The organism is Lysinibacillus sp. FSL K6-4013, assembly GCF_038630435.1.
GTDB lineage: Bacteria > Bacillota > Bacilli > Bacillales_A > Planococcaceae > Lysinibacillus > Lysinibacillus boronitolerans.
The window spans coordinates 3323485-3350329 of sequence record NZ_CP152031.1 but is presented as its reverse complement, the minus strand read 5'-3'; the positions used below and the strand labels follow the sequence as shown (position 1 = coordinate 3350329).

At 37.7% G+C, this 26845-nt stretch carries 28 protein-coding genes, 1 tRNA gene, 1 riboswitch and 1 other annotated feature; of the genes, 24 read left to right on the top strand and 5 right to left on the bottom strand.

The window, feature by feature from the left end:
* Positions 1-38 precede the first annotated feature (38 nt).
* The 8 genes from MHB39_RS16560 to MHB39_RS16525 all read left to right on the top strand — a co-directional run bounded on the left by MHB39_RS16560 (position 39) and on the right by MHB39_RS16525 (position 9120).
* Entirely contained in the window at positions 39-659 is a 621-nt protein-coding gene (locus MHB39_RS16560) for a TetR/AcrR family transcriptional regulator (protein WP_309484743.1), read from the top strand.
* Positions 660-673: 14 nt separating this feature from the next.
* Positions 674-1447: an enoyl-CoA hydratase gene (locus MHB39_RS16555; protein WP_016991550.1), complete on the top strand. Its 774-nt coding sequence runs from the start codon at positions 674-676 to the stop codon at positions 1445-1447.
* Positions 1448-1561: 114 nt separating this feature from the next.
* A complete protein-coding gene (locus MHB39_RS16550) occupies positions 1562-2335 on the top strand; it encodes an electron transfer flavoprotein subunit beta/FixA family protein (protein ID WP_016991549.1) in 774 nt (257 codons plus the stop codon).
* A gap of 47 nt (positions 2336-2382) precedes the next feature.
* Positions 2383-3360, top strand: a complete 978-nt coding sequence (locus tag MHB39_RS16545; RefSeq protein WP_342544585.1) for an electron transfer flavoprotein subunit alpha/FixB family protein — start codon at positions 2383-2385, stop codon at positions 3358-3360.
* Between the two features lie 138 nt (positions 3361-3498).
* Positions 3499-3730 (top strand) — a binding site (T-box leader).
* 59 nt (positions 3731-3789) lie between these two features.
* Complete coding sequence (locus tag MHB39_RS16540; protein ID WP_342544584.1) at positions 3790-5139, top strand: amino acid permease; 1350 nt, start codon at positions 3790-3792, stop codon at positions 5137-5139.
* 121 nt (positions 5140-5260) lie between these two features.
* Positions 5261-5572 carry a thioredoxin gene (trxA, locus tag MHB39_RS16535; RefSeq protein ID WP_004226420.1) on the top strand — a complete coding sequence of 104 codons (312 nt, stop codon included), beginning with the start codon at positions 5261-5263 and terminating at the stop codon, positions 5570-5572.
* A gap of 122 nt (positions 5573-5694) precedes the next feature.
* A complete protein-coding gene (gene uvrC / locus MHB39_RS16530) occupies positions 5695-7485 on the top strand; it encodes an excinuclease ABC subunit UvrC (RefSeq protein ID WP_016991547.1) in 1791 nt (596 codons plus the stop codon).
* A 107-nt stretch (positions 7486-7592) separates the two neighbouring features.
* Positions 7593-7770: riboswitch (Lysine riboswitch) on the top strand.
* Positions 7771-7893: 123 nt separating this feature from the next.
* Positions 7894-9120 (top strand): aspartate kinase, encoded by a 1227-nt coding sequence (locus MHB39_RS16525; RefSeq protein ID WP_312123698.1) that lies wholly within the window; start codon positions 7894-7896, stop codon positions 9118-9120.
* 98 nt (positions 9121-9218) lie between these two features.
* Here MHB39_RS16525 and MHB39_RS16520 read toward each other — a convergent pair whose 3' ends face one another.
* Complete coding sequence (locus tag MHB39_RS16520; protein ID WP_016991545.1) at positions 9219-9653, bottom strand: YslB family protein; 435 nt, start codon at positions 9651-9653, stop codon at positions 9219-9221.
* A 272-nt stretch (positions 9654-9925) separates the two neighbouring features.
* On the opposite strand from MHB39_RS16520, the gene MHB39_RS16515 reads away from it, so the two are divergent.
* From MHB39_RS16515 to MHB39_RS16455, 13 genes are all read left to right on the top strand, one after another.
* Positions 9926-10534, top strand: coding sequence for a succinate dehydrogenase cytochrome b558 subunit (locus MHB39_RS16515; protein WP_004226428.1), 609 nt, complete (start codon positions 9926-9928; stop codon positions 10532-10534).
* A gap of 66 nt (positions 10535-10600) precedes the next feature.
* Positions 10601-12355, top strand: coding sequence for a succinate dehydrogenase flavoprotein subunit (sdhA, locus tag MHB39_RS16510; RefSeq protein ID WP_339280209.1), 1755 nt, complete (start codon positions 10601-10603; stop codon positions 12353-12355).
* Positions 12356-12360: 5 nt separating this feature from the next.
* The gene (gene sdhB / locus MHB39_RS16505) at positions 12361-13140 is read left to right on the top strand and encodes a succinate dehydrogenase iron-sulfur subunit (RefSeq protein WP_004226431.1); all 780 of its coding nucleotides are present in this window, start codon (positions 12361-12363) and stop codon (positions 13138-13140) included.
* Between the two features lie 193 nt (positions 13141-13333).
* Positions 13334-13798, top strand: a complete 465-nt coding sequence (locus tag MHB39_RS16500; RefSeq protein ID WP_036078272.1) for a thioesterase family protein — start codon at positions 13334-13336, stop codon at positions 13796-13798.
* Positions 13799-13985: 187 nt separating this feature from the next.
* Complete coding sequence (locus MHB39_RS16495; protein ID WP_339280208.1) at positions 13986-14207, top strand: LuxR C-terminal-related transcriptional regulator; 222 nt, start codon at positions 13986-13988, stop codon at positions 14205-14207.
* Between the two features lie 74 nt (positions 14208-14281).
* Positions 14282-14734, top strand: coding sequence for a MarR family transcriptional regulator (locus tag MHB39_RS16490; protein WP_016991542.1), 453 nt, complete (start codon positions 14282-14284; stop codon positions 14732-14734).
* A 10-nt stretch (positions 14735-14744) separates the two neighbouring features.
* Positions 14745-15542 (top strand): glutamate racemase, encoded by a 798-nt coding sequence (racE, locus tag MHB39_RS16485; protein ID WP_036078269.1) that lies wholly within the window; start codon positions 14745-14747, stop codon positions 15540-15542.
* 135 nt (positions 15543-15677) lie between these two features.
* Positions 15678-16427 (top strand): ribonuclease PH, encoded by a 750-nt coding sequence (rph, locus tag MHB39_RS16480; RefSeq protein WP_016991541.1) that lies wholly within the window; start codon positions 15678-15680, stop codon positions 16425-16427.
* A 1-nt stretch (position 16428) separates the two neighbouring features.
* Entirely contained in the window at positions 16429-17022 is a 594-nt protein-coding gene (locus MHB39_RS16475; RefSeq protein WP_016991540.1) for an XTP/dITP diphosphatase, read from the top strand.
* A 12-nt stretch (positions 17023-17034) separates the two neighbouring features.
* Entirely contained in the window at positions 17035-17538 is a 504-nt protein-coding gene (locus MHB39_RS16470) for a metallophosphoesterase (RefSeq protein ID WP_016991539.1), read from the top strand.
* Positions 17539-17666: 128 nt separating this feature from the next.
* Positions 17667-19127, top strand: a complete 1461-nt coding sequence (locus MHB39_RS16465; protein ID WP_339280207.1) for a YdiU family protein — start codon at positions 17667-17669, stop codon at positions 19125-19127.
* Between the two features lie 108 nt (positions 19128-19235).
* On the top strand, positions 19236-19397 hold the full coding sequence (locus tag MHB39_RS16460; RefSeq protein ID WP_016991537.1) for a DUF2639 domain-containing protein: 162 nt from the start codon (positions 19236-19238) through the stop codon (positions 19395-19397).
* 59 nt (positions 19398-19456) lie between these two features.
* Entirely contained in the window at positions 19457-20155 is a 699-nt protein-coding gene (locus tag MHB39_RS16455; RefSeq protein ID WP_339280206.1) for a DUF2071 domain-containing protein, read from the top strand.
* On the opposite strand, the gene MHB39_RS16450 is transcribed toward MHB39_RS16455, so the two are convergent.
* The gene (locus tag MHB39_RS16450) at positions 20152-20802 is read right to left on the bottom strand and encodes a hypothetical protein (RefSeq protein WP_016991536.1); all 651 of its coding nucleotides are present in this window, start codon (positions 20800-20802) and stop codon (positions 20152-20154) included. The two genes, MHB39_RS16455 and MHB39_RS16450, sit on opposite strands and share 4 nt — an antisense overlap.
* Before the next feature lie 93 nt (positions 20803-20895).
* A complete protein-coding gene (locus tag MHB39_RS16445) occupies positions 20896-21642 on the bottom strand; it encodes a glucose 1-dehydrogenase (protein ID WP_258859400.1) in 747 nt (248 codons plus the stop codon).
* Positions 21643-21863: 221 nt separating this feature from the next.
* Between MHB39_RS16445 and MHB39_RS16440 the strand changes: the two genes are divergently transcribed.
* Positions 21864-21937, top strand: a tRNA-Arg gene (locus MHB39_RS16440).
* 212 nt (positions 21938-22149) lie between these two features.
* Here the strand turns inward: MHB39_RS16440 and MHB39_RS16435 are convergent.
* Together MHB39_RS16435 and MHB39_RS16430 are read right to left on the bottom strand one after the other, a co-directional pair.
* Positions 22150-22704, bottom strand: a complete 555-nt coding sequence (locus MHB39_RS16435) for a hypothetical protein (protein ID WP_103118523.1) — start codon at positions 22702-22704, stop codon at positions 22150-22152.
* 272 nt (positions 22705-22976) lie between these two features.
* On the bottom strand, positions 22977-23147 hold the full coding sequence (locus MHB39_RS16430; protein WP_339280205.1) for a hypothetical protein: 171 nt from the start codon (positions 23145-23147) through the stop codon (positions 22977-22979).
* A 592-nt stretch (positions 23148-23739) separates the two neighbouring features.
* Between MHB39_RS16430 and MHB39_RS16425 the strand changes: the two genes are divergently transcribed.
* Complete coding sequence (locus tag MHB39_RS16425) at positions 23740-24261, top strand: DinB family protein (protein ID WP_258859773.1); 522 nt, start codon at positions 23740-23742, stop codon at positions 24259-24261.
* 369 nt (positions 24262-24630) lie between these two features.
* Positions 24631-26583 carry an LTA synthase family protein gene (locus tag MHB39_RS16420; protein ID WP_342544577.1) on the top strand — a complete coding sequence of 651 codons (1953 nt, stop codon included), beginning with the start codon at positions 24631-24633 and terminating at the stop codon, positions 26581-26583.
* Positions 26584-26845 lie beyond the last annotated feature (262 nt).

The following is a 26845-nucleotide window of genomic DNA, read 5'->3' as shown; positions in this document are numbered from 1 at the left end:
ACCATTCATATTTTCATATTTTTTTAGGTTCACACGTCATATCGACGTGCGCATGTTTTTTAGGTGGTGATATAAAAGTGAAACGAGATAAGCCAAAATATAAACAAATTATTGATGCAGCTGTCATCGTTATTGCGGAGAATGGGTATCACCAAGCGCAAGTATCGAAAATCGCCAAACAGGCAGGGGTGGCCGATGGAACAATCTATTTATATTTTAAAAATAAAGAAGATATATTAATTTCTGTCTTTAATGAAAAAATGGCTGTTTTTGTAGAGTCATTACAAGATATAATAGAAAATGGGAGTACGTCTAAAGACAAACTTTCACGAATGATAGAAAATCATTTTAATGTTCTAGCGACAGATCGATACCTAGCAACTGTCACACAATTAGAGCTTCGCCAGTCAAACAAAGACTTACGATTAAAAATTAATTCAGTATTGCGTGAGTATTTACAGCTACTTGATCAAATTTTAATCGAGGGTATGCTTACAGGTGAGTTCAATCAGACGATGGATGTACGCTTGGCACGACAAATGGTTTTTGGAACAATTGATGAAACTATTACGTCGTGGGTTATGAATGACTATCGATATGATTTGATGGAACAGGTTCCAAAGGTTCAGGCGTTAATCCTGAACGGCATTAAAGCTTAAAAGGATGTGGAGAAATGGAATTTCTAAGTTGGAAAGTAGAAGATGGAGTAGCGATTATTACAATTGCACGTCCACCAGCAAATGCATTATCTCGCGGTATTATTGCAGAAGTTAACGCTGTACTAGATGCTGTAGAACACGATGATGCTGTAAGAGTCCTTGTACTTCATGGTGAAGGCCGTTTCTTCTCTGCAGGGGCAGATATTAAAGAATTTATTGGGGTAGAATCTGGAGAGGAATTTACAAAGCTAGCTAGCAACGGGCAACAGGTTTTTGAGCGTGTTGAATCGTTTTCTAAGCCTGTCATTGCAGCTATCCATGGTGCGGCATTAGGCGGAGGCCTAGAGTTAGCGATGAGCTGTCATATGCGATATGTCACTGAATCTGCAAAACTTGGTTTACCTGAATTACAATTAGGGCTTATTCCTGGTTTTGGTGGTACACAGCGTTTACCACGCTATGTTGGTGTAGCAAAGGCTGCTGAAATGATGTTTACAAGTGAACCAATCTCTGGTACCGAAGCTGTTCAGTGGGGCTTAGCGAACCGTGCATTCTCAGATGAAGCACTGCTAGAAGAAACGTTAAAAATCGCTAAGGGCATTGCTAAGAAAAGTCCAATCGCTTTAAAAGCGGCTATTCAAACATTGCAATATGCAAAACATGCATCATTCTATGAAGGCATTGAAGCAGAGGCGAAATCGTTTGGAACAGTATTTGTTACAGAAGATGCCAAAGAGGGAATTCAAGCATTCATTGAAAAGCGTGAGCCTGTGTTTACTGGCAAATAATTTTCCAAATGTCGATAGCAACGTTCAGTATGTTATCGGCGTTATCGAAACTGAAAATATATAATATTTATAAGTTTACTTAGAATTATAAAACGTTCCAGGAGGTATGGATATATGAACATTTTTGCATTAATTAAACGTACGTTTGATACAGAAGAAAAAATCGTTGTGTCGGGTGGTAAAATCCAAGAGGATGGCGCAGAATTCATTATCAACCCTTACGATGAATATGCCATTGAAGAGGCGATCCAAGTTCGCGATGCTGCTGGTGGGAAAGTAACAGTAGTGACAATTGGTGGCGAGGATGCAGAGAAGCAATTACGTACAGCACTTGCTATGGGAGCAGACGAAGCAGTGCTTATTAATACAGAAGATGATTTAGATGAGCTGGACCAAAATGCAGCAGCTTATCTACTAGCAGAATACTTAAAAGATAAAGATGCAGATTTAATTTTAACAGGAAATGTTGCGATTGATGGTGGTTCAGGGCAAGTTGGTCCACGTGTTGCTGATTTATTGGATATAAATTATGTAACAACGATTACGAAACTTGAAATTGACGGAACAACTGCGAAAATTGTTCGTGATATTGAAGGAGATTCAGAGGTAATTGAAACTTCTTTACCGTTATTAGTAACTGCTCAGCAAGGTTTAAATGAGCCTCGTTACCCATCTCTACCAGGTATTATGAAAGCGAAAAAGAAACCGCTTGCAGAGCTTGAGTTAGATGATTTAGATATCGATGAAGATGATGTAGAAGTGAAGATTGAAACAGTTGACATCTTCTTACCAGCTCAAAAAGCAGCAGGTCGTATTTTAGAGGGTGACCTTTCTGCACAAGCAAAAGAACTGGTAAATCTACTTCACACAGAAGCAAAAGTTGTTTAATTATTGGATGTCAATCGAATCTTAAAGGGTAACGGAGGGAATATGCTATGTCAAAAAAAGTATTAGTATTAAGTGAAGTTCGTGAAGGAAGCTTACGTAATGTTTCTTTCGAAGCAATTGCAGCTGCAAAACAAATCGCTGATGGTGGCGAAGTTGTTGGGGTACTGTTAGGGGATGCTGTAGCAGGTTTAACAGGTCCATTATTTGAATATGGTGCTGATCGAGTAGTAACAGTGGAACACCCGCATTTAAAACAATATACATCTGATGGCTATAGTCAAGCACTATTAGCTGTTATCGAGCAAGAACAACCAGCAGGTATTGTCTTTGGTCATACAGCAAATGGGAAAGATTTATCGCCAAAAATTGCAAGCAAATTGCAAGCAGGTCTAGTATCTGATGTCACTGCTATTGAAGGTGCAGGCGATGATGTGGTATTCATCCGACCAATTTACTCTGGTAAAGCTTTTGAAAAAGTAAAAGTGAAAGATGGTATTGTTTTAGCTTCTATTCGTCCTAATAACATTACGCCTTTAGAGAAAGCAGAAGGTAAAACAGGTGATGTTTCTGCAGTCACTGTAGAGATTACAAACCTGCGCACAATTATTAAAGAAGTTGTTCGTAAGTCTTCAGAAGGTGTAGATCTTTCAGAAGCAAAAGTAGTTGTTGCTGGTGGTCGTGGCGTGAAGTCAGAAGAAGGCTTCGAGCCATTAAAAGAGCTAGCGGATTTACTAGGCGGTGCAGTTGGCGCATCACGTGGTGCATGTGACGCTGAATACTGTGATTACTCGCTTCAAATCGGACAAACAGGTAAGGTTGTAACACCAGATCTTTATATTGCAGCAGGTATTTCAGGCGCAATTCAACATTTAGCTGGAATGTCCAATTCAAAAGTGATTGTTGCCATTAATAAAGATCCAGAAGCAAATATTTTCAAAGTAGCGGATTATGGTATCGTTGGAGATTTATTTGAAGTTATTCCGCTTCTAATTGAAGAATTTAAAGCATTAAAAGTGAACGCATAATGCAGATGCAGGAAGGGATACCCTTCCTGCTTTTTTATATTGGTTTCCTTTTCAAGAAGCACTATTTGAAAATTATCGCAAAATAAAATATTGACATAATTAACGATAGACATTATAGTGATGGATACATTAATGATTTGAAACGCAAAGATTAGGAGTAGTAAAAGCTCATTATTCGGTGAAGAGAGCTGCGGGTTGGTGCAACGCAGACCAATAAGACTTTGAACTTGCCTAGGAGTGGTAACACAAATGTAATTATCAGATTATTCCATTTGTTTGACGATTAACCTTCGTTACAAGGTTTTAAGCTGGGTTCTCATGAACCAATTAGAGTGGTACCGCGGTTTGCTGATAGCATATCGTCTCTTCTTTCATTTGATGATGAAGGAAGAGATGGTATGCTTTTTTGATTTTTTAGGAGGTAAGAAAGTGGAAAAAAACAAGCAACAATTGACAAGAACAATGACCTCGCGTCATATCACAATGATGGCGTTAGGTGGTGCCATTGGCGCGGGATTATTTAAAGGAAGTAGTGCAGCCATTGATATGGCAGGACCATCTGTGCTGATTGCGTATTTAATCGGAGGCATTATTTTATTATTTGTCATGCAAGGCTTAGCAGAAATGGCTGTACGTAATAAAGAAGCAAGAACCTTTAGAGATTTAGTGCAATCAGTGTTAGGCAAATACCCCGCTTATTTCCTGGATTGGATTTATTGGAAAATGTGGGTTTTAAATATTGCGGCAGAATCTGTCGTTGCAGCTATCTTTATTCAATATTGGCTACCAGATTGTCCAATTTGGATACTCGCACTTTCTGTTTCAGTGTTAGTAACAGCCATTAATTTACTATCCGTAAAAATATTTGCAGAAACAGAATATTGGCTAGCATTAATCAAAATTACCGTTATTATTGTCTTTATCATTGCAGGACTTATTTTATTGCTTGTTACGTTTGGAAATCATAATGCTGTTGGTTTTGCTAACTTAACAGAGCATGGTGGGTTTTTCCCTAATGGCTCGACGGGATTAATTGCTGCTATGCTTGTAGTTATCTACTCTTATGGCGGGACAGAAATCATCGGGATTACATTAGCTGAAACGAAAAATCCTGAAAAAGTAGTTCCAAAAGCTGTTCGCAGTACATTAGTACGTATTGTTACTTTTTATTTACTGCCATTCTTTATTATCGTAAGCTTGATTCCTTGGAATGAAGTAAATGGGGTTCCTGAAAGCCCGTTTGTCATGGTTTTTAAAATGGTGGGTATTCCAGGGGCAGACCATATTATGAACGCTGTTGTTTTACTTGCCATTATTTCATCAATGAATTCTGGACTGTATGGTTCATCACGCGTACTCTATACACAGGCTGTAGATGGACGGGTGCCTAAAATCTTTGCTTATTTATCGAAACGAAAAGTACCAGTATATGCTATTTTAATGTGTACTTTAGCGATGTATTTAGGGGTCATTTTATCTTTATATGCGGGAAGCAAAACATTTGATTTTCTAATGGGATCACTTGGTTATACTGTGTTATTTATTTGGTTAATTATTGCGATTGCACATTTAAAATCACGTAAAAAACAAGCAGAGCACACAAGTGCCTATGAAGTAAAATGGTTCCCCTATACAACTTGGGTAGCTATACTAGCGTTAAGTGCGATTCTCATCGGGATTATTTTTACCACATCAATTATTGTGACAGGCATTACGTTAGCTATTTACCTTTTTATTACGTTAACCTATGTATTGAAAGGTCGTTATCAAGACAATTAATGGCTGTGATTTGATTTTTCGACATAGATTTGCATAAAAAATACATTGCAGGCAGATTGTTCGCTCAAGTGAATTTATCCATGCTATACTACAGTCATAGTAAGTTTAAGGAGGATTTCAAATGGCAATTGTACATGCAACAGATGCTACGTTCCAGGACGATATTAAAGAAGGGTTAGTACTAGTAGACTTTTGGGCTGCTTGGTGCGGACCATGTAAAATGATTGGGCCAGTTCTTGAAGAAATGGACGCTGCGGGTAGTGCGGCTAAAATTGTAAAAGTTGACGTTGACAATAACCAAGGTACTGCAGCTCAGTATCAAATTATGTCAATCCCATCTTTACTATTATTTAAAGATGGAGAATTAGTTGACAAAACAGTAGGCTTCCAACCAAAAGAAGCTTTAGAAGCATTTATCGCAAAACATGCGTAATGAATGAAGTTCACAAAGCCGAGCCATCAATAGATGTGTTCGGCTTTTTTTCGTTATATAATAAAGAAAATAACTAACATTATTCTAATGAGGGGAATTTTTACTTAGGGGGCAGGTAGGTAATGAATGATTTAATCAAACGAAAACTGGATATTTTACCAGATCAGCCTGGCTGCTATTTGATGAAGGATCGACAAGGGACAATCATTTATGTCGGTAAAGCAAAAGTTCTGAAAAACCGTGTCCGCTCTTATTTTACTGGAACACATGAAGGGAAAACGCAAAGGCTTGTAGGTGAAATAGAAGATTTTGAGTATATTGTGACGTCATCCAATATTGAAGCACTTATTTTAGAGCTGAATCTCATCAAATTACATGATCCAAAATATAATGTCATGTTAACGGATGATAAGACCTATCCATATTTAAAAATTACGAATGAAAAACATCCTCGTCTAATTACGACACGGAAGGTAAAAAAGGATAAGGCTAAATATTTTGGTCCTTATCCAAATGCCTATGCAGCAAGTGAAACAAAAAAGCTATTGGATCGATTGTATCCGCTGCGTAAATGTGTACAATTACCATCTAAGGTTTGCCTGTATTATCATATGGGTCAATGCTTAGCACCATGTGTGAAGGAAATTAATGGTCAGGTTTATCAAGATATGATTGAGGATATGACGAAGTTTCTAAATGGTGGTGTGGAGGCAGTCAAAAAAGAGCTTGAAGCTAAAATGCTAGCAGCTGCAGAAAATCTGGAATTTGAGCGAGCGAAGGAATTCCGAGACCAAATTGCCCATATTGATACGGTTATGCAGAAACAAAAAATAGTTTCAAGTGATACAACAAATCGAGATGTATTTGGCTATGCAGTGGAAAAAGGATGGATGTGTGTTCAGGTTTTCTTTGTGCGCCAAGGTAAGCTGATAGAGCGTGATGTCTCGATTTTCCCGATCTATCAAGATGCAGAGGATGAATTTTTAACTTTTGTTGGACGCTTTTATGAAAAACCAGAGCATATTAAGCCAAAAGAAATCTTTATTCCACAAGCCATTGATGCAGCTATCTTAACTGAATTATTAGAGATCAAAGTGCTCACACCGAAAAGAGGTCAAAAGAAGGAATTGGTTGAATTAGCAACCAAAAATGCCGAAATTGCTGTGGCAGCTAAATTCCAGCTAATAGAACGCCAGGAGGAACGTACCATTGGTGCTTGTGAGGCACTTGGTGAAGCAATGGGTATTAGTACACCTTTACGAATTGAAGCTTTTGATAATAGTCATATGCATGGAACGGATGCAGTATCTGCCATGGTAGTGTTCATTGATGGGAAGCCTGCGAAAAAGGAATACCGAAAATATAAAACACGTACAGCAGCCAAGCATGATGATTACGGTGCAATGCAGGAGGTTATACGTCGTCGCTATATACGTGTTTTAAAGGAAGGTCTCCCATTACCAGATTTAGTCTTAATTGATGGTGGTAAGGGACAAATGGAAGTAGCCCGTGAAGTACTAGAAGATGAGCTTGGCCTTGTTATACCGATTGCTGGTTTAGCCAAGGATGATAAGCATAATACATCTCAGCTCTTGTTTGGTGATCCACCAGAAGTGATTAGCTTAAAACGTACAAGTGATGGCTTTTATTTATTACAACGAATTCAAGACGAAGTTCACCGCTTTGCTATTACCTTCTTGCGTCAACAGCATGAGAAGCATGCCATTCAATCTGTATTAGATCATATTGAAGGGGTAGGACCAAAACGAAAGCAACAGCTGCTTAAACATTTCGGTTCAGTCAAAAAAATTCGAGAGGCGAGCGAGCTAGCATTACAGGAGGCTGGGATGCCCGCTAATTTAGCAAGCCAAATTTTTAGCTATTTTCAGCAACAATCATTGTCAAAGGAATAGGCATGTGCTATGGTTATAAATAACATTGTTTTCAATGTTATGGAGAGCCAACTGCGTGACTAGTTTGTTTACGCTAAGGCTTAATGAATTGAATACATTCACTTTAAAGTGATGATAGAGGTGCAAGGTTCAAGAGTAACACGATGGAGGATGGACAAGTCCAAAGATATTGTGTGAAAGGGGAGCTTGCCGAAGTACAGTATTGTTGTTCCATTGCTGTACTGGTTTTGCATTTAAGAAATGTAAGACTGTCGATTCTAAACGTTTCGGAGAGCTATCACACATGCGCAAGTTACGATTATTGTACATGTTATAGGCAGCTTTCACGTTATGTGGAGGCTGCCTTTTAGTTTTTCTAGAAACCCATAATTAGGTGAAATACATGAACTGGAAGGGAGAACGAAAGAAATGGCTAAAATCGTGATGAAGTTTGGAGGAGCTGCATTAGGTTCCACTGAACAAATCCAAGAGGCTGCTCGGAAAGCGATTGCTGAAAAGGACAAAGGTTTTGATGTAGTGGTGGTCGTTGCAGCGATGGGACACACTGTGAAAGAGATGAAAATGATGGTACATCAACTAACAGATGATGTATCGAAACGAGAATTAGATGCGGTTTTGTCAACAGGCTCTCAATTATCTAGTGCTTTATTTGCCATCGCCTTACAGGAAGCAGGCTATACTGCTGTGTCTCTAACTGGATGGCAAGCTGGTATACATACGGATGGTATGTATCGACATGCACGTATCGACTATATAGATGTTAGTCGAATGGAAGAACACTTTACACAGGGACAAATTGTAGTCATTGCTGGAGAACAGGGGATTGACGAAGAGCACAATATTACCATGCTTGGGAAAGGTGGAGCTGAAACAGCAGCTGTAGCACTTGCTGTATCGTTAGAAGCGGAGAGAGTTGATATGTATACAAATGTGGACGGTGTTTATACAGCAGATCCACGTTATGTTACAAATGCCCAAAAGCTACAGGAAATATCCTATGATGAAATGTTGGAATTATCTAACTTAGGATCTCATATCATACATCCACGTGCGGTGGAGTTAGCGAAGAAATTTCAAATGCCTGTTATTATACGCTCAAGTTTAGTTGAATCAGTAGGCACTTTATTGAAGGAGGAAGTAGAAATGGAAAAAAATTTAGTCGTTCGTGGTGTGGCATTTGAATCGGATATTATTCGTTTAACAGTAGGGTATGATGCTTTTTCCAATGCTTCATTAGCAGACATATTTACGGTTCTTGCAGAGAACCGTATTAATGTAGATATTATTGTCCAAGCCATTATTGATGGGTTGAAGCCAACTGTATCGTTTTCTATTTTAAAAGAGGAATTTGCGGAAGCATTACGTGTGTTAGAGGATAGTAAATTATCACTCGGATTTAGTTTTGCTGACTTCGAAATTGGGCTAGCAAAAGTTTCTATCATAGGTTCAGGCATGGCTTCTAATCCAGGCGTTGCTGCTCGTATGTTTGATCGGTTACGTCGTGAAAATATCCCTGTAAAAATGGTAAGTACCTCTGAAATAAAAGTGTCCGTTGTTGTCCCACAGGATGATATGATCAAAGCAGCTAATGCTCTCCATGATGAGTTTAATTTAGAGCAAGCACTTTACATATAATAATAGAAGAAACAGCATTTTATGTAATTGACCGAAATAAAAGGAAGAAAAAAGAAGGATTGTCCTCCCATTCTTTAATGGGAGACAATCCTTTTTAATTATTCTAAGGGAATGGTATTCATAATACGTTCTTTAACATCCCATTTGACTGTAAACATGACGTATTGTTGCTTTTCCCGTTTTTCATTATAGCATTCTGTCAGGTAGCCTTTCGCTAGTTGAATTTGCTCTGCTATAAATCCTGCTTCAAGTTTAAAGCTACGTTGCTTAATTTGCAGAATTTCAGGGTCATTTGTCAACTGGAAAATGCGTCCATCTTTTGATTCCTTTATGAGTTCTAATGTACCCCAGCAGGCATCTGCGAAAAATGCGATAAGTTCATCTTGACTTTTACATGGGAACTTGCGAGCAAGCTCCTTACCTGCCCAATAAAGGACATCATCTTCATGTTTACCGAGTATAGAAGATAGAATATGATCACGAATGATCTCATAGCCAAATGATGAGATTGTAGGAGATGGAGTGTTTAACATTGTTATCCTTCTTTCTTAGAATTTTCTTAAAATTTAACGGTAATAAAGTAATGATAGATTTTTCGAGAAAAAACGACGCATCATGTACTAGATTAGTTCTTTAATAAGCTCTATGAAAAACTCCGAGTTGCCTTGACGCTCGTAGCTCTTGAGAGTACAATAAACATGTCATAATATTGTACCATGATGAAATACACAGTCAATGAAGTATCATTTACAAAATGATGACTTCTTTTGTTGTGCTATTTTAAGTACTAAGGGGGGTAACAGTCTTGTCGAAAGATCGAGAGTTTTTATGGCGTCGCTTACATTCTCTACTTGGGATCATTCCAGTAGGTCTGTTTTTAACGATGCACCTGTTCATTAACTTTACAGCAACAGGCGGGGCAGAAAGTTACAACGATGCTACCGCAGTAATGGAAAAGATTCCATTCCTTATCCTAGTTGAATGGATTGTCATCTATATTCCATTAATGTTCCACGCATTCTATGGTGTCTACATTGCATTCACTGCTACACCAAACACAGGACGTTTCAGCACGTACCGTAACTGGATGTTCTCTTTACAACGTTTTACTGGTGTATTCTTAGTGATATTCATTGCATGGCATATTTTCCAAACTCGTATTCAAAAAGCACTTGGCACACACGTTGATTACGACATGATGGCGAATATCGTTGCTAATCCATTCATGCTTGGATTCTACATTGTTGGTATTTTATCAGCAACTTTCCACTTATCTAACGGTTTATGGGCATTCCTAGTAAGCTGGGGTATTACACAATCTCCTCAGTCTCAAAAGATCGCTACTTACGTAACAAACATTCTTTTCGTAATTCTAAGTGTAGTTGGTGTGGCTGCTATTTTAGCTTTCGTATAATTCAATAGAAGCTACGATAGAGCACATGCAATCATTGCAATTTTTTAAGAGGAGTGAGAAATAATCATGGCGAAAAGCAAAATAATTGTTGTCGGCGGTGGTCTTGCCGGTCTGATGGCAACGATTAAAGCAGCTGAAGTTGGTACTGAAGTTGATTTATTCTCATTAGTTCCTGTAAAACGCTCACACTCTGTTTGTGCGCAAGGCGGAATTAATGGTGCGGTAAATACTAAAGGTGAAGGGGATTCTCCATGGATCCACTTTGATGATACAGTATATGGTGGAGACTTCCTAGCGAACCAACCACCAGTAAAAGGTATGTGTGATGCAGCACCTGGCATTATTCACTTAATGGACCGTATGGGTGTTATGTTCAACCGTACACCAGAAGGACTTTTAGATTTCCGTCGTTTTGGTGGTACTTTAATGCACCGTACAGCTTTCTCTGGTGCAACAACTGGTCAACAATTACTATATGCGCTAGATGAGCAAGTTCGTTCTCATGAAGTAGCTGGTTTAGTAAATAAATATGAACACTGGGAATTCCTTGGTGTTATTATCGATGAAGACGGCGTTTGTCGTGGTATCGTAGCGCAAGATATGCGTACAGAAGAAATTAAATCATTCCGTGCAGACGCTGTTATTATGGCGACTGGTGGCCCTGGTATTATCTTCGGTAAAACAACAAACTCTGTTATTAACACAGGTTCTGCTGCTTCTATCGTTTATCAACAAGGTGCTTCATATGCGAATGGTGAATTCATTCAAATTCACCCAACAGCGATTCCTGGAGATGACAAAAACCGTCTAATGTCAGAATCAGCTCGTGGTGAAGGCGGTCGTATTTGGACTTATAAAGACGGTAAACCTTGGTACTTCTTAGAAGAGAAATACCCAGCTTATGGTAACTTAGTACCACGTGATATTGCAACACGTGAAATTTTCGACGTTTGTGTAAACCAAAAACTTGGTATCAATGGCGAAAACATGGTATACCTAGATCTTTCTCATAAAGATCCACATGAATTGGACGTTAAACTTGGTGGTATCATCGAGATTTACGAAAAATTCGTAGGTGATGACCCACGTAAATTACCAATGAAAATTTTCCCAGCAGTTCACTATTCAATGGGTGGATTATGGGTTGACTACAATCAAATGACTGAAATTCCTGGTCTATTTGCAGCAGGTGAATGTGATTACTCTCAACATGGTGCAAACCGTCTTGGTGCAAACTCACTATTATCTGCTATCTACGGTGGTATGGTTGCAGGACCAAACGCAGTAGATTATGTAAAACATCTTAAAAAGCATGCTGAAGATCTTCCACAAGAGATTTACGATGCACGTGTAAAAGAGGAACAAGCGAAATGGGATGCTATCATGAAAATGGAAGGCACAGAAAACGCTTACTTACTGCATAAAGAGCTTGGTGAAATGATGACTGCTACAATGACTGTAGTACGTTACAATGATCAGCTTAAAGATACATTGAAAAAACTTGATGAGCTTACTGAGCGTTGGAATAATATCAACATCAATGATACGCAAAAATGGAGCAACCAAGGCGCACACTTTACACGTCAGCTTAAAAATATGTTAGTGCTTGCAAAAGTAATGACAAAAGGTGCACTATTACGAAATGAATCTCGTGGTGCACACTATAAACCTGATTTCCCTAACCGTGATGATGAGAACTTCTTAAAAACAACAATGGCGAAGTTTGACCCAGCTACTGGTAATCCAATCATCACGTACCAAGAAGTCGACGTTTCATTAATCCCACCACGTAAACGCGACTACTCTGCGAAAGGAGACTAAAAGTTATGCAAATCGCAGCTAATACTGGAAGAATGGTCAAAGTGGAAATCTTACGTCAAGATACACAAGGCGGCAATAGCTACTGGCAAAAATTCCAAGTGCCTTACCGTCATGGTATGAACGTAATTTCAATTTTAATGGAAATTCAAAAAAATCCTGTTACTGAAGATGGTGTAAACACATCACCAGTATCATGGGATATGAACTGTTTAGAAGAAGTTTGTGGTGCATGTTCAATGGTGATCAATGGCCGTCCACGTCAATCATGTTCTACACTAGTAGACCAATTGACAGAGCCGATTAAATTGGAGCCAATGAAAACATTCCCTGTTATTCGTGACCTACAAGTTGACCGTGAACGTATGTTCAACGCTCTTAAAAAAGTGAAAGCATGGGTACCAATCGATGGTACGTATGATTTAGGTGAAGGTCCACGTATGCCAGAAGGTAAACGTCAATGGGCTTATGAATTATCTAAATGTATGACTTGTGGTGTATGTATGGAAGCATGTCCAAACGTGTCTGAAAAAGCTTCATTCATCGGACCAGCTCCATTATCACAAGTACGTCTTTTCAACACTCACCCAACAGGTGCAATGATTAAAGATGAACGTTTAAATGCGATTATGGGTGATGGCGGCCTTGCAAACTGTGGTAACTCTCAAAACTGTGTTGCTGCATGTCCAAAAGGTATTCCTTTAACAACATCTATCGCTTCATTAAACCGTGCAACTACTGTGCAAATGTTCCGTAACTTCTTCGGTTCTGACCACTATGTAGACTAATATACGGACAAGAACTCCCTTACACTTCGTGTGAGGGAGTTTTTTATAGTTATAGAAATGAATAGTTATCAAATTGAATATTCGCGTTTTTTCTATGATAATATAGCATTTTCTTTTATAATGAATATGTATTCATTTTGTTTACCGTCGATTGATAAAAGACGGGCAATTACATGACAGGGGATGGTATATCATGAAGGCAAATTATATCGATAATTTTCAAGAGTGGGAAAAGGGTTTTTCATTTTTTAGTGAGGTACGAGTACGATTTTCAGAAACAGACATGTATGGTCATATGAACAATACGATTAGCTTTACATATTTTGAGCAAGCAAGAATTGATTATTTCCGTCATTTAGGAATTTTAATGCCCTCAGTTGGAGAAGAGGATGTGAAATCTATACCAATCGTAGCCGATTTACAATGTGATTATGTAAAGCAGGTTTTCTTTGATGACGTTCTACGAATTTATACAAAAATCGCGCAAGTTGGGAATTCATCGATGGACATTCATTATCTAGCAAAAAATCAAAAGGACGAAATTTGTTTCACTGGTCGTGGAACGATTGTGCAAATGGATCCTCGCACAGGCAAAAGTGTACCGATTTCAGAGGAAGAAAAAACGAAATTAAATCAGTTGGCTATGCTACCTCACTAGCTCAATATGTAACTGTATGTAAATTTATTAAAATAGTAGGAATTGCATTTTACGTAAAATTTACGAATGTATCAATATAATTTTCGAAATTTTTAAGGAAACATGGAATAATCATGCAAATAGCCGTCACCGCTTCCTGCCCCTTAACATAAGTTACAATACGTGCGGGGGAGGAGGGTGTAACTGAATGAATGGCTCTCATCATCGTTCTCTTTTAACAAACCGAGAACGTGAAATATTTGCGCTTTTATTAGCTGAAAAAACAACGAGAGATATTGCAGAGCAGCTTGGTATTAGTGAAAAAACAGTGCGAAATCACATTTCCAATACAATTCAAAAGCTAGGTGTAACGAATCGATCTCAGGCGTTAATTGAGCTGTTACGCTTGGAAGAATTTAAATTAAACTAATGGACACTTGCTATTTCGTGAAAAAACCGACAAAATAGAACTATTCAACGTATTTTTAGGAGTGAAATAGTTATATGTCGGATGAAGTAACAAAGCACTCACCTGAAACCGTTGCAACGGTTGAAAAGGAATTACGCTATATAGCGGCCATCGTGAAGCAAAAGGGAAGAGAAATTGTTTCCGATTATGCGATTACGCCGCCACAATTTGTTGCATTACAGTGGTTAGAAGAGCTTGGTGATATTACAATTGGCGAATTATCAAACCGTTTATATTTAGCTTTTAGCACAACAACAGATTTAGTGGACCGAATGGAGAAAAATGAATTAGTCAAGCGTGTGCGTGATGAAAATGATCGCCGTGTCGTTGTCGTTCATCTTCTCGAAAAGGGCGAACGTATTATTCAAGAAGTTATTGAAAAAAGACAGCAATACTTGCAAGAGATGCTTGTTGGTTTTAATGAACAAGAAGTCGCGCAATTATCAAGCTACTTAGAAAAACTACATGTACACATGAAACAGGATTGAGGCGGAAAGTATGAATGCCCCGATAGGCGTTATTGACTCAGGAGTAGGCGGTTTAACCGTAGCAAAAGAAATCATGAAGCGATTGCCAAACGAAACGATTTATTATATTGGCGATACAGCAAGGTGTCCGTATGGTCCAAGAAGTCGTCAGGAAGTACGGAATTTTACTTGGCAAATGGCAAAAGCACTCGAAAAAATGAATGTTAAGATGCTCGTTATAGCTTGTAATACAGCGACTGCAGTAGCACTCGAAAGTTTACAAAGAAATATGCCTTTTCCAGTACTAGGTGTTATCAATGCTGGCGCACGTGCAGCTGTAAAAAAAACGAAGCGACATGAAGTCGTTGTGCTTGCAACAGAAGGAACAATTAAAAGTGGGGCTTATGAAGAAGCCTTATTGTCACTCAATACGTCAACACATATTATTCCACTAGCTTGTCCAACATTCGTACCACTTGTAGAAAGTGGCGAATATAAAGGTGACTTTGCAAATAATTTAATAGCAGAAGGCTTAAAGCCGTTGAAAAATCGACAATTTGATACGGTTATTTTAGGGTGTACACATTATCCTATTTTACAAAAACAAATTGAAGCTGTTGTCGGAGAAGATGTAAATGTACTATCTTCTGCGGAGGAAACAGCAAAGGATGTTCAGGAAATGCTAGCGTATAATGGCACTTTAGCGAATGTAAATGCGGTGCCTGCTCATAAATTTTTTGCAACTGGTTCTGTACCAATTTTCCGTTCGATTGCTGAGAATTGGTTAGAGCAAGGTACTCTTGACATAAAACGTATCACATTAAAATAAAAAATCAGCTTAGCAACAGGCTAGGCTGATTTTTGCCGTTTTTAGCATTGTACATAAACCACTATCGAGTACTTTTTCAATGACATAAATTATGTTAAGATGAGGGCGCGAAAGTTTTTAGGAGGAACAAATTAAATGACAAGATTTGATGGTAGAAATGCAGATGAGCTAAGACCTGTGAAAATAGATAGTGAGTATTTATTACATCCAGAAGGCTCTGTGTTAATTCAAGTAGGTAATACAAAAGTAATTTGTACAGCAACGATGGAAGACAAGGTACCTGGCTTTTTACGTGGGCAAGGGAAAGGGTGGATTACAGCCGAGTATTCCATGTTGCCTCGTGCAACCGCTCAACGTACACCACGTGAATCCTCTCGTGGGAAAGTCAATGGACGTACTATGGAGATTCAGCGCTTAATTGGACGTGCATTGCGTGCTGTAGTCGATTTAGAGGCGCTAGGCGAACGTACTGTGTGGATTGACTGTGATGTCATTCAAGCGGATGGGGGTACACGTACAGCATCCATTACGGGAGCATTTGTGGCCATGACACAGGCCATTGCTAAATTTGCTGAAGAGAAGCCATTCGAAAAATTCCCGGTAACAGACTTTTTGGCAGCAACAAGTGTTGGGATCGTAGTGGAACAAGGTGCTATTCTTGATTTAAATTATGTAGAAGATGTGGCTGCAGCTGTTGATATGAACATTGTGATGACAGGTGCAGGACGATTTGTCGAATTACAAGGTACTGGAGAGGAAGCTACCTTTTCTCGAGAAGAACTAAATGAATTGTTAGCATTAGGTGAAAAAGGCATACAACAATTAGTTGAACTTCAAAAAATAACGCTTGGTGAAATGGCAAACAAAATTGGAGGGAATCAATAATATGAAACAAGTAGTCATCGCCACAAAAAATAAAGGGAAAGCAAAAGACTTTGAAGCATTATTTGGACCACTTGGTTATGAAGTCGTGACAATGTTTGAAGTGGCCCCAGATATGGAAATAGAAGAAACAGGAACAACATTCGAAGAAAATGCCATCCTAAAAGCAGAAGCATTAGCGAAGGAGCTTGGAACCATTGTTATTGCAGATGATAGTGGTTTAGCAGTAGATGCATTAAATGGTGAGCCAGGTGTGTACTCCGCTCGCTATGCTGGTGACCATGACGATGAAGCAAATATGATTAAACTATTAGAAAATTTACAAGGTGTCGAAGATGACAAACGTACAGCACGTTTTTGCTGCTGTATTGCAATTGCAGGACCTGATTTTGCAACAACAACAGTATTTGGTACATGTGAAGGCGTTATTGCCCATGAAAAGCGTGGAACGAACGGCTTTGGCTATGATCCAATCTTTTTCGTGCCAAGCTTAAATCGAATGATGGCTGAGCTTTCACCAGAGGAAAAAGGCTCAATTTCTCACCGAGGCAATGCCATCCGCAAGTTAAAGGAGCAATTACCGAATCTTATCAAATAAGAGGTGATATCCATGAAAATGCTTGTTATGAGCGATACACATGGTGATAGCCATGTCATCGAAAAGGTTAAAGGTTTTTATCCTGAAATAGATGTTGTGGTTCATTGTGGAGATAGTGAACTTCCCTATTCACATGAGGCATTAGAAGGATTGAAAAAAGTACGTGGAAACTGTGATCGTGAAAAAGCTTTCCCTGAAGAAGAAATTTTCACTGTCCAGGATGTGAAAGTTTATGTAACACATGGTCATTTATTCAATGTGAAAAATTCCATCTTGTCATTGTCCTATCGTGCAAAAGAAGTAGGAGCACAGATCGTTTGTTTCGGTCATTCTCATATACTCGGTGCCGAAATGATGGATGGCATCTTATTTTTAAATCCGGGCAGCTTATTAAAACCACGAGGCCGTAAAGAGAAAAGCTTTGCTGTTGTGGAAATCAATGCAACATCTTTTAAAGTTGATTGCATGACAGATGACAATCAATGTATGGCTACATATACATTTGAGCGACAATAATAGGGGGAATCCGCATGACTACAAAGTATGCGGATTTTTATTTGGGCTGCTGATAATGGTAAAATTGCCTATGAATGATTAATGCTGAAATAGCAAAAATAAATCGTAAAGGCAATAAAGGAGAAAACATGAAAAAAACAATTGGCTGGCATTTTGATAATAGTTACGTTCAACTACCAAGTATTTTTTATTCCGACATTTCGTTAAATCCTGTCCGTTCACCAAAATTGATCTTATTAAATGAGTCAGTTGCAGCATCACTTGGGTTAGACATTCAGACTTTAAAGAGTGAGGAAGCATTAGCCGTTTTAGCTGGTAATACAATCCCAGAGGGTGGCGAACCGATTGCACAGGCTTACGCAGGGCATCAATTTGGTCATTTTAATATGCTAGGTGATGGTAGAGCTCTATTATATGGGGAGCAAATCACACCTCAAAATGAACGGTATGACATCGCTCTAAAGGGATCGGGTAGAACACCTTATTCTCGGGGTGGAGATGGGCGAGCCGCCTTAGGTCCAATGCTAAGGGAATATATTATTAGTGAAGCGATGTTTGCGCTAGGGATTCCCACTTCACGTAGTCTAGCAGTAGTCACTACAGGTGAAATGATTATTCGAGAAACGGAACTACCAGGCGCTATTGTCACACGAGTTGCAAGTAGTCATTTGCGGGTAGGGACATTTCAATATGCTGCGCAATGGGGGACAGATGAGGAGCTACAGCTCTTAGCTGATTATGCATTAGAACGACATTACCCAGCTAATAGTGGCGATCAAAATCGTTATCTTTATTTGCTACAGGAAGTCATAAAGAAACAAGCGACCCTTATAGCAAAGTGGCAGTTAGTGGGCTTTATTCATGGCGTCATGAATACCGATAATATGACCATTAGTGGTGAAACCATTGATTATGGTCCTTGTGCATTCATGGACGTCTATGATCCAGCGACTGTGTTTAGCTCGATTGATCGCCAAGGACGCTATGCTTATGGAAATCAGCCCAACATTGGTGGCTGGAATTTAACGCGCTTAGCTGAGTCCTTACTACCTTTAATTGATGATGATCAAGAAAAAGCCATTCAACTGGCACAAGAAACGCTACAACAGTATCCAAAATTATATGTAGAAAATTGGTTGGAAGGAATGCGTGCAAAGCTAGGCATTTTTAATGAGGAGCAAGAGGACATCAAGCTTGTTGAAGAGCTTCTTCAGCTTATGCAGCAATACCAAGCAGATTATACGAATACATTTATTGCCTTAACGTTTGAGCAATTGGAGGATTCGCCTTTATTTAACGCCTCAGCTTTTAAGGACTGGCATCACAAATGGCAAGCTCGATTAGCGAGACAGCAGCAAACAAAAGACATGTCACAGCAATTAATGCGTCAACATAATCCAGCTATTATTCCGCGTAACCACAGGGTAGAAGAAGCTTTGGAAGCGGCTGTAGAACGAGGCGATTATAGTGTGATGAACAACTTACTAAAAGTCCTAGCTCAGCCTTATGCCCATACGAAAGAGCAACAAGCATACGCTTCATTACCTGAACCGACGAATCAACCATATCGTACGTTTTGTGGCACATAAGTAAAAACGAGAGTTATTTATTCTCTCGTTTTTTATTTGTATAAAGGCACTCTACCGTATTCAAACGCATATTCTATGTATGAATAAAGATAAAGGAGAATAGGGTCGGTGCATAAGTATTCAAAGGGTTGGTTTGTCAAAGTATTGCGTGCTCATGGAATAATGGTTCATCCTCAATTTAAAAGTCATTTAGGCTTATATAAAGAATCTGAATTACGAAATTTATATTATCGTTATGTCGAAATAGAGTCTGCTGAGCAAAATCAATAGACCGTTTGTTTGAATAACTCCTTTCTAGGAAAAACTAGTGATTAGAAAGGAGTTTTACGATGTGGATGATGACTCAAACATGGCAAGATGTTCTATTTTTACATTGGCCGATAGACCCTCAAGAACTCGAAAAACATGTACCTAAAGAACTGAAGCTCGATCTCTTTGAACAAAATGCCTGGCTTAGTGCTGTAGTTTTTAAAGTTTATCGACATCGGCTACGCTTTCTACCACCTCTTCCGGGGATGAATACCTATTTACAATTGAATGTCCGAACATATGTGGAGTATAACGGCATGAAAGGCATCTATTTTTTTCATTTAGATGTGACGAATAATTTCTTATCAAAAATTACGGCAATAGGTAGCTTGCCATATCGCCATTCCAACATCCTAGTAAAACAAAGAGGAAATCACTATTCATACACAAGCCATTACAAAGCATGTGACGAAAGATTGAGGGTTATTTATACAATAGGAGACAAGACCAATACTAATTTTGACCGATGGATTGTAGAGCGCTACCATTCATGGGCGAAATGGAAGGATACACTTTTTCGCATTGATATTCACCACTCCACATGGGAATTAAAGCGAGCCAACGTAACGATTCAAAGCAATACATTAGCCTCTTTTATGAAGGGTAGTCTTCAGGGCATACAGCCTCATGCTCATTATGCCAAAAACAAAACGGCGAGAGTTTTTCCTCCAGCAGTTGAGCGTAAAATGGTCATAAATGCATCAAGATTTTTACATTAAAAGAGGTAACAAAATTGCATCACGATGGCACTGGCAATCATATCTGACATCGCAAGTGCCTCTGCTTCAATTTCATCAAATACGTCTACATCTGCCTGAAAATCTTTTTGTATCATCGTGACAGCTTCATTTTTCGTTAAAGCTAAATGCGTATAAAACATTTTTTGTACTGCCTCTCTACTTAGGTATGGATTGATTGTATGCAAAAAGAAAGCAATATCATCTGCATTACGATACCATTCCTTTTCTTTTGCTTCTGCTGTGGTAGCGTCACCTTTCGCAGCAGCTGTCACTAATTGAGCCGCAATTACCAGATGCTCTTTAATTAAAGCTGCATAACGATCCGCCACGGAGTCCCCATAAAAGGGGCGTAAACAATTCCCTAAATCGGTTGCATTGCGTAGCAAACGCTGCTGCACAAAGGGTAAATCAGGCAAATTAAACACAATGCTAATAATAGTCATCCGTGTCCAATTTACATGCTCCATCCAAAGTAAGCGATTCATAGCCATAAAGTCTGCTTCGCCTTTACTAATACAGCGTCGGTAATCATTTGACTGTAAAAAGTGACGAATCGGAGCCGTATACTGCGTATAGGGGGCATGATACAGCTGGCTTAATGAAAAACCATTTGAATAGGGGTACAAGGCTTCACTCCTTCTTGTTCTATCTCCTACAGTAGCATACTCCAAGGAATCTCAGAGTATGAAGAACAAGAAAGAAAAGAACAGACGACAAAATTACGCTTCATACATCATTTTCTTCGTCATGCCACCATCAACTGTAAGATTAATACCTGTTACAAAGTTATTCATCGGGTTTGTTAAATAGAGACAAGCCTGTGCAATATCTTCAGGCAGACCAACCCTTCCTGACAAATGCTGCGCATGATCGATTGGCCGTAGTGCCTCGTAATCACCTGTTTCAATCCACCCAGGTGAAATACAATTCACCGTAATTTGATCTGGCCCTAAAGATCGCGCTAAAGCATGTGTTAACGCTATGATACCACCCTTTGTAGCCGCATAAGCTTCTGTATGAGGCTCCGACATTTCAGCACGCGTAGAGGCCAGCGAAACAATAGAACCACCCTTTGCATTATGCCGCATCACTTTTGCAGCCTCTCTGGCACAGAAAAAGGTACCCGTTAAATTCGTCTGCAACAAATCCTGCCACTCATCAAACGTCACCTCATAGGGAGATTGATGCTGAAACTTCCCAGCATTATTAATTAATATATGAATGGTCCCATATTGCTCAACAGCTCGCTGCATCAAATGAATTATATCCTGTTCCTTTGTCACATCCGTTGGAACAAATAATGCAGAGTAGCCTTGAGCAAGCATATCCTGTTCTAACTGTTGACCTAAGCCTGCATTCAAATCAGCAATCACCACTTTTGCGCCTTGTTGTGCATATGCGAGTGTAATGCCCTTTCCAATCCCTTGTGCACCACCAGTGACAATAACGACTAAATCTTTAAACATCCTCATACCTCCTACTTTTTTATCGCCAATAGTGTAGCAAATATTTTGCTATCCGTCCTGCTAAGTGGGTGAGGAAATGGTATAATGGATGCTGTAGCAACATATGATAAAAAATATGAGGCAAACCTTGCCTGCATAGTAAAATTAATGTTGACATTATGCTATAAAGTACATATAATAAATATTGTCCTTCCTATGGAATACATAAGAAACGACATCATGTCTCAGTAGCTCAGCTGGATAGAGCAACGGCCTTCTAAGCCGTCGGTCGGGGGTTCGAATCCCTCCTGGGACGTCAAGCGAAGCCTTACAGCCACAACGGTTGTAAGCCTTTTTATTTTTATACATTGATGTATAAGTCTCTCGATAGTGCCTAAGAGGTGCCAAAATCAGTCTTTTTCATCGAAAAGTTTATCAAAATGAGAACTAGCTCGTTGATCTGTTTCTTGTAAAGTGGTATTAAATGTGAAACAAGATAGTCCAGAGACAGTCCTGCTAAGAATGTTTTTAAAATAAACTAGAAAAGAAATTTTTCGTAGTGCTAACAATTGAATTAAAAGTAGAGGAAATGAAATTAATAGCAGCACTTATTGCATTTTTTACAGTTTCCACAACAGTAACAAAAACATTTAAAACTTTATCCATAATATCTTGTATAAAGGCACCGACTTTATCAGCAATAGTAAGGATTAGTGTTTGAGCTGCAGGATGCTCTTCACCAAAATCTATCAACGAATCGTAGTATTTATTGATCATGTCTTCCGATTTTTTTAAAGCTTCCTCTTTTTTCTTCCGCATATTTTCAAAAAAAGCTGTTTGATTTTTATCATTCTCTAACTGCTTAACATTTTCTTTTAAGTCTAATTCTTCTTGCACATAAAAACTATTAACGTTCTCCTGATATTCTTGTGTTAGTTTTTGTAATTCATCAGGTGCGTCTGATAATGAAGGAGCTTGAAGTCCAATGAACGCTGCTAAAGAAAATTCATTGGTTTGCTCTCCCGTATAAGCATCTCTCATTTGATTCATAATACTACTAAAATTTTTTACTGCTACTGTCATAATTATTCCTCCTAGTAATTTAATTGTTGAAACAACTATAGATTATCAATAAAAGGTTAAAATTAGGTTAAAAAACATAAATTTACTTTTTTGTTTTAATATATAATATACTGGCGATGAGATAAGTTAATTAAAATAATCTGTATTTAATAATAGTAGAAAGACCACTCCATGATGGGTGGTCTCAATCATTATATAGCGTTACATGATGTGGAGAAAATTAAAAAAGACCATCTCTAATAGAGTGGTCAAAAATACTAACTTGTCTTACATTATAATGAAGTTGACTTACCTTTTTTCTCATCCACAATAAGGTCTTCTTCACGTTGTGGGCGAGGGGCTTCCGTACGCCCATTAGGTTTTTTTGGGTCTGCTCCACTAGTAAATGATTGTTTTGTTGGCTCGTCTGTTGCAAACTCTGTATTTTTTTTGTCTCGTTTCATGTCGACACCTCCTAAAGATATTATTTATCTTATCCAATAAAATATCCCTTGTTTATTTCTACTTCCTATTTAAATATTTCAGATCATCCCAAGATTATGTAAGGAAAATTTGGTAGGAAATTTCTGATGTTTGGATTTTGCATAAAATAATTGATTATTTAGAAAAAATGAATTTTTATGTTAAAATAAACCAAAGAAAACATTTTAGAAAAGTATCGGCGCTTTGATTGGAGGTTGAACAGGTGGATGAGAAGAAGAAGGGGAAATTACAAATCCTCGTAATAATTTTAATGATATTACTTTTGGTTGCAACGTTTGTTTTATTTTTCATAGGTAAATATATGTTGGCATTTATTTTATTTGGAATTTTTATGCTAATACTAAATTTTATTAGTAGCTGGAAAAACCTAGATAATGCAGATTACGTTTATAGAAAAATTCATAAGAGTAACCAGAAGTGGTAATTACTAAACATTTAGCTTAGGATACTTATAGTGCTTATTTGGATAGCTGAAAGAGCAAAGAAGGATTCCTCACTTTAATGAATAAATAGTGAGTTATAATGTTTTTCAACAACTACGGAGGTGCTTTTTTGCAAACATTTTTTAAATATAATTGGCTAGTTAGGGAAGACTGGTTTCGTTGGTGTGAAGAGTTGACTGAAGAAGAACTTTTGCAAAACAGAACTGGTGGGATGGGCAGTATTTTGCACACACTTTTCCATATCATTGATGTTGAATGGAGTTGGATTCGTCTATTACAAGGGAAAACTGATTTTCAGGAGAGCTTTGATGAATATAATAGCTTGGAAAAGGTTCGTAAATTGGAAGCAGCATTTCATTTAGAAGTCGAAAGCTTTGTAAATCAATGGGACGACAGTATGGAAGAGCGTATACTTCATAATTCGTTAGCCGATGGTAGCATTGAGACGCATACATGGGGTGAGATCATTCGTCATACCATTGCACATGAAATTCACCATATAGGACAATTATCAATTTGGGCAAGGGAGATGGGGAGAGCGCCTGTTTCAGCGAATCTAATCAGACGAGGTCTTTCTTCATCATTGAAAAATTCAGTAGGTGCTCAAATAAATATAGAAACGTCTAAATAGTGTTCCAGAAAATCTTCCAATTCATTTGAAATGGAAGATTTTTTGATGCCCAAATAAGAGAAATTGCGAGGTAAATTTCATATAGATATTTAAAGAACCAACCATCTCTATTATGGCGTAAAATACCCAGTAAATATTAGTTAAAAGCTAATGTTTACTGGGTATTTTTTGGACAATATTTAGGTTAATTAGAAATATTTATATGAAGAATAGCTAACAACTTGACAGAAGTTTAAATGGGGAGTACTATACATTGGTCGCGAAAAAAACTATTGTAACGTAACATTTTTTAAAGTGCAATACAGTACTTATCAGTTAAGTTCAAATATATCTAGATTTTAATTTAATCAGTAAAAGGTAGGTGCAGAAATGAAAAATCTAGTAAATAAAAAAGATAACCTATTACAAAACTTTTTAGGAATTTATATAGTAGCAGTATTAATGTTATGGAGTAAAACATACATCTCTCAACTATCACAATTTGACTTAGGTGTAGAAGGAGTCATGCAACAATTCCTTTTACTAATAAATCCACTAGGCTCAGCAATGCTATTTCTAGGATTTTCATTTTTATTTAAAGGAAAAAGAAAATACACATCACTCGTTATAATTTATACTTTGATGTCTATTCTTTTATATGCCAATATTGTTTATTACCGATTCTTTAGTGATTTCATTACATTACCTACACTTTCTCAAACACAGAATTTCGGTGATTTAGGTGGTAGTGTTCTTTCTTTACTAAAGCCTTATGATATTTTGTTCTTTGTAGATGTTCTTGTTATGTTTTATCTACGATTCTCTAAAAAAATTCAAAAAGATACGAAACGTTATGGCTATAAAAAAGGAATGGCAATCATTGCTATTGCATTAGCAGTATCCGTCCTTAATTTAGGACTAGCTGAAACTAATCGTCCTCAACTATTAACACGAGGTTTTGATAGAAACTATATTGTGAAATATCTAGGAATGTATAACTATACGATTTATGACTCAGTTGAAACGATGAAAGCATCGTCTCAGAGAGCTTTGGCGGATAGTAGTGATATTACTGAAGTAATTAACTATACAAAATCAAATTATGCCAAACCGAATGCCCAATATTTTGGTGCAGCAAAGGGAATGAACGTTATCTATTTACATTTAGAATCATTCCAAAACTTTTTAATCGACTATAAATTAAACGGTGAAGAAGTAACACCATTTTTAAATTCATTAGCAAAAGATAAGAATACCTTGTATTTTGATAATTTCTTCCATCAAACAGGTCAAGGGAAAACGTCTGATGCAGAATTTATGCTTGAAAACTCTTTATTTGGATTACCACAAGGATCTGCTTATATTACAAAAGCACAAAATACGTATCAGGCAGCTCCTAGTATTTTAAAAGATTATGGTTATACATCCGCTGTATTCCATGGTAATAACGGAAGCTTCTGGAATAGAAATGTGATTTATAAATCATTTGGATTCGATAAATTCTTTGATGCTAGCTACTATAACACAGGTACTTCAGAGGACATGGCTGAATATGGTTTATTAGATAAACCATTCTTTGCACAATCTCAAAATCTTTTAAGCTCCTTACCACAACCTTTTTATACAAAATTAATTACGGTAGGGAATCACTATCCATATAAAATGAATCAAGATTTAGTGACAATTGATAAAGCCAATACGGGAGATGCAAGCGTTGATAATTATTTCCAAACAGCTCGTTATGCAGACGAAGCAATTCAACAGGTCTTCCAGCAATTAAAAGAATCAGGTTTATATGATCATTCAATGATTGTTCTTTATGGTGACCATTATGGTATTTCAGATAATCATAACGCTGCAATGAGCCAAGTAATAGGAAAAGATATTACACCATATGAAAGTGCTAATTTACAACGCGTTCCATTATTTATACATGTTCCGGGTATGGAGGGTGGTACTAACCATACGTATGGTGGGCAAACAGACCTTCTTCCAACATTATTACATTTACTTGGAATTGATTCACAGCAATTTGTTCAATTTGGTTCAGACTTATTATCAGAAGAGCATGATGAAATTGTTCCATTTAGAAATGGCGATTTTGTCAGTCCTACTATTTATTCAATTAATGAAAAATATTATGATAATAAAACAGGCTTACCATTAGACGAGAGTCAATTAGAGGAAGCAAAAACGATTAAAAATGAAGTAGATCATAAATTGGCGTTATCTGATAGAGTCGTAAATGGTGACTTATTGAGATTCTATACGCCAACAGGTTATACGCCAGTTGATCCTTCTAAATATAATTACTCTCAAGATGAGAATGTAGAATCTAAATAATTTAAGTAATTTACTGGCAGTTCAAGGAGCTATGTAAGATATCAGAGTGTATAGGATATCTTACCATCTCCTTGAATTGCTTTTTTAAAGGTCATTTTTAAATAAGTATGGTATTACTAAGATTTTGTATTCTGGACGTTTCGAGGTTCAAAGAGAAAAGTTGGGCTAATTGAAAAAGCGATTCAAATCCTTTAATAGTAAGGGTTTGAATCGCTTTTATTAAGGAGAGGTAAGAGGAACCATTACGGCACTCTTTATTTTA

What these genes read in the sequence shown, in the direction of transcription:
- MHB39_RS16555 (WP_016991550.1), top strand. Translation starts at nt 674, where the DNA reads ATGGAATTTCTAAGTTGGAAAGTAGAAGATGGAGTAGCGATTATTACA.
- MHB39_RS16550 (WP_016991549.1), top strand. Translation starts at nt 1,562, where the DNA reads ATGAACATTTTTGCATTAATTAAACGTACGTTTGATACAGAAGAAAAA.
- MHB39_RS16545 (WP_342544585.1), top strand. Translation starts at nt 2,383, where the DNA reads ATGTCAAAAAAAGTATTAGTATTAAGTGAAGTTCGTGAAGGAAGCTTA.
- trxA (WP_004226420.1), top strand. Translation starts at nt 5,261, where the DNA reads ATGGCAATTGTACATGCAACAGATGCTACGTTCCAGGACGATATTAAA.
- uvrC (WP_016991547.1), top strand. Translation starts at nt 5,695, where the DNA reads ATGAATGATTTAATCAAACGAAAACTGGATATTTTACCAGATCAGCCT.
- MHB39_RS16525 (WP_312123698.1), top strand. Translation starts at nt 7,894, where the DNA reads ATGGCTAAAATCGTGATGAAGTTTGGAGGAGCTGCATTAGGTTCCACT.
- MHB39_RS16520 (WP_016991545.1), bottom strand. Translation starts at nt 9,653, where the DNA reads ATGTTAAACACTCCATCTCCTACAATCTCATCATTTGGCTATGAGATC.
- sdhA (WP_339280209.1), top strand. Translation starts at nt 10,601, where the DNA reads ATGGCGAAAAGCAAAATAATTGTTGTCGGCGGTGGTCTTGCCGGTCTG.
- sdhB (WP_004226431.1), top strand. Translation starts at nt 12,361, where the DNA reads ATGCAAATCGCAGCTAATACTGGAAGAATGGTCAAAGTGGAAATCTTA.
- MHB39_RS16500 (WP_036078272.1), top strand. Translation starts at nt 13,334, where the DNA reads ATGAAGGCAAATTATATCGATAATTTTCAAGAGTGGGAAAAGGGTTTT.
- MHB39_RS16495 (WP_339280208.1), top strand. Translation starts at nt 13,986, where the DNA reads ATGAATGGCTCTCATCATCGTTCTCTTTTAACAAACCGAGAACGTGAA.
- MHB39_RS16490 (WP_016991542.1), top strand. Translation starts at nt 14,282, where the DNA reads ATGTCGGATGAAGTAACAAAGCACTCACCTGAAACCGTTGCAACGGTT.
- racE (WP_036078269.1), top strand. Translation starts at nt 14,745, where the DNA reads ATGAATGCCCCGATAGGCGTTATTGACTCAGGAGTAGGCGGTTTAACC.
- rph (WP_016991541.1), top strand. Translation starts at nt 15,678, where the DNA reads ATGACAAGATTTGATGGTAGAAATGCAGATGAGCTAAGACCTGTGAAA.
- MHB39_RS16475 (WP_016991540.1), top strand. Translation starts at nt 16,429, where the DNA reads ATGAAACAAGTAGTCATCGCCACAAAAAATAAAGGGAAAGCAAAAGAC.
- MHB39_RS16470 (WP_016991539.1), top strand. Translation starts at nt 17,035, where the DNA reads ATGAAAATGCTTGTTATGAGCGATACACATGGTGATAGCCATGTCATC.
- MHB39_RS16465 (WP_339280207.1), top strand. Translation starts at nt 17,667, where the DNA reads ATGAAAAAAACAATTGGCTGGCATTTTGATAATAGTTACGTTCAACTA.
- MHB39_RS16455 (WP_339280206.1), top strand. Translation starts at nt 19,457, where the DNA reads ATGTGGATGATGACTCAAACATGGCAAGATGTTCTATTTTTACATTGG.
- MHB39_RS16445 (WP_258859400.1), bottom strand. Translation starts at nt 21,642, where the DNA reads ATGTTTAAAGATTTAGTCGTTATTGTCACTGGTGGTGCACAAGGGATT.
- MHB39_RS16435 (WP_103118523.1), bottom strand. Translation starts at nt 22,704, where the DNA reads ATGACAGTAGCAGTAAAAAATTTTAGTAGTATTATGAATCAAATGAGA.
- MHB39_RS16430 (WP_339280205.1), bottom strand. Translation starts at nt 23,147, where the DNA reads ATGAAACGAGACAAAAAAAATACAGAGTTTGCAACAGACGAGCCAACA.
- MHB39_RS16420 (WP_342544577.1), top strand. Translation starts at nt 24,631, where the DNA reads ATGAAAAATCTAGTAAATAAAAAAGATAACCTATTACAAAACTTTTTA.